This is a genomic window from Mesorhizobium sp. M7A.F.Ca.CA.002.05.1.1, assembly GCF_003998335.1.
Classification (GTDB): Bacteria; Pseudomonadota; Alphaproteobacteria; order Rhizobiales; family Rhizobiaceae; genus Mesorhizobium.
In genome coordinates this window covers 1-2,340 of the sequence record NZ_RZQI01000909.1, presented here as the reverse complement: position 1 = coordinate 2,340, position 2,340 = coordinate 1, and the positions used below count along the sequence as shown (strand labels likewise).

At 57.4% G+C, this 2,340-nt stretch carries 3 protein-coding genes; 1 reads left to right on the top strand and 2 read right to left on the bottom strand.

Annotation, left to right across the window (positions count from 1 at the left end):
- Positions 1-275 (bottom strand): hypothetical protein (locus tag EN939_RS30370; RefSeq protein WP_127270657.1); only part of this gene is annotated, 275 nt, incomplete at its 3' end.
- An 849-nt stretch (positions 276-1,124) separates the two neighbouring features.
- Here EN939_RS30370 and EN939_RS30365 point away from each other — a divergent pair.
- Positions 1,125-1,760 (top strand): helix-turn-helix domain-containing protein, encoded by a 636-nt coding sequence (locus EN939_RS30365; protein ID WP_236383339.1) that lies wholly within the window; start codon positions 1,125-1,127, stop codon positions 1,758-1,760.
- A 342-nt stretch (positions 1,761-2,102) separates the two neighbouring features.
- Here the strand turns inward: EN939_RS30365 and EN939_RS38690 are convergent.
- The coding region (locus tag EN939_RS38690) for a hypothetical protein (protein ID WP_206528377.1) at positions 2,103-2,340 on the bottom strand (238 nt) is incomplete at its 5' end.

Below are 2,340 nucleotides of genomic sequence, written 5' to 3'. Positions count from 1 at the left end.
TAGTTGTGGCCGCCGAGTGTGTTCACGGTCGCGCAGAACGCGGTGAATGGCTGCATTACCTCACCCGCGCACTCACCCTTCATCTGTGCCTGCTTTTCGGCCGGCATGGAAAAAAAGACGCGCTCAAAATCAACCCGGGGCTTCATGGTTTTCATGCTGGAGTCGGTGAAGAACGGCATCATCGTGTCCGGCTCATCCAATGCCCCGGCCAGAGCATGGCCACCAAAAATCGAAAGACTGAATGTTGCAGCGAGACAGATAGCTTTGATGTTCATAAGAAATTTCCTCTCGTGTTAAACGGTTGCCCCAACGACAATCACGTTGGAATTCACAGGGTAGCATCTTCCCGGCTACAGTATTTCCGATGGGCACGGTCTTTTCTGCCTGAACGATGCTTGTGAGGGGGCAACTCGAAGCTGGTTTGGGAACATCAAGACAGAATGACTCCGCCGCCTATGACCTGTTGAACACGCAGCATCAACTTCCTTAAGCATGGATTTCGAACAACGTGCCTGTTCGCTGACGCCGACATCATCCCGGTTGCCAAACCGGTCCAAAAGCTATTCGCCGATGCGAAGACGGTGGCGTTAGCACCGAGATCGAGGAAGAAACCGTTAGCGGGCTCGAAATGCAGGGAGCAAGAGACGACGGCCCGAGTGCAAGCCAACCGGAGCACGATTGAAATGGCGCGCCGATCATTCCAGATCGGAAAGATCGGGCAAGCCTTGAGACAGCATGGTCCATACGGATAGACATAAGGATTATATCTAGGTAGGGGGAGCTCGAATACATGATGTAGACTGGTGAACTCCCGTAGAGTTGAGCACCTTGCCTGCCCGAATATTCTGAGCCCGTACTCGCCGAGGGTTTATCGGATAGGGTCGGAGCAGAAACGCGGAAGTCAGGGGTCCTGTTGGTCCCGCTACCGCCGCCCAATCAAGCTTCGACGGCGATCCGTTCCCTCCAAGAAACACAGGTTTCATGAAGGGCATAGGCCAATGACTATTCAGTCGCTTCCAACTTTTCCGAGAGGGATGGCTCCCATCGGTCTCCTGGTATCGAACGCCGTGTGTGAGCCTGAACGGCGCCAATCCGCAAGTGCTGCGGCGATGGGGACATCGAGTATGTCGCCGGAGACCGCGGGCTCGACCTTCCGGATCGACGTCCCCTACATGGATATGGTGCTTTCGATCTCCGCGCAGCCCTCGGGCTGCGCTAGTGATGAGGCAGGTTTCACGAGAACTGTGGCGTCCCACGGGATGCCTTTTGATCCGGTCATCGAGCGGCTACTTTCCCAGTTCGAGCAGGCTGTTAGGCCGGAGGGAGTTGATGGGGTCCACGGAGACGCCATCCTCCACGCCATCCTAGCCCGCTGGCTCTGGCTGCGATCGCCGTCCGAGGTCCAGCAGGAGGCCAACCACGGCGCACTGCAGAAATGGAGGCTGAAGCGGGTGATGGCTTACGTTGACGAGCATATCGGTGAAGCCATTTCGCTGGCGGATCTCGCTCGGGCGGCAGGCCTCAGCCGGATGTATTTCGCCGCGCGATTCAGGATGGCGACCAGTCTTCGTCCTCACGAATACATCCTGCGCCGCAGAATCGAGCGGGCCAAGGACATGCTGATCAAAACCAATGACAGCCTCGTTGATATCGCGTTCAACGTCGGCTTCCAGACTCAGGCACATTTCACCACGGTCTTCAAGCGCTTTGCCGGCATCACTCCCGGCCGCTGGCGCCAGTCCAACCGCCTCCAAGCATGAAGCTTTCGGCCCCCGCCGTCGCATGGCAATGACCTCGCCGCGCCCTGCCTGCGCGATATATTTTCCTCGGAGTTGAGACTGCAAAAGGCCTCCCAGCCATTGCGATTGTGGTAGCGAGACGCCGATACCGGAGTGTGGAAGTCTGGGCCGGTATATGGTGTAAGTCGAGTTTACGTCTGCCGTAGTGCACTTCGCTTCCCGGGGGCATCCCTCTCAGCACTCGCGTTCGGGGCGGTAACGCAACCTCTTGGCCCGCTCAGGCAAAGGTCCGGCATCAAAAGACCTTCATTCCATCGCGAAGTTCTGCGAGCGCTTACAAAACTGTCTTACGACGATTTTCATTCAACGTATTGCATTTCCGCTCAGAAGGCGACTGAACGCTAGCGCGATTCCCCGAAGCGGAGATGTCTGCTCCGGCAACACCGGCACGGCATTTCCCAGGACGTGAACGCTTCCGCGCAGGACCGCTGCTGGCCAGCCAAAGCCGTCCGGAACGTTGCCATCGGCGATGAAGGGGTAAGGGGCAAATAGCAGTGCGACAAGCAGCCGCTTCACCGAAAAATCATCGCTGAGGGTCGGC

Coding starts and splice junctions, on each gene's coding strand:
- EN939_RS30365 (WP_236383339.1), top strand. CDS start 1,125: ATGTCGCCGGAGACCGCGGGCTCGACCTTCCGGATCGACGTCCCCTAC.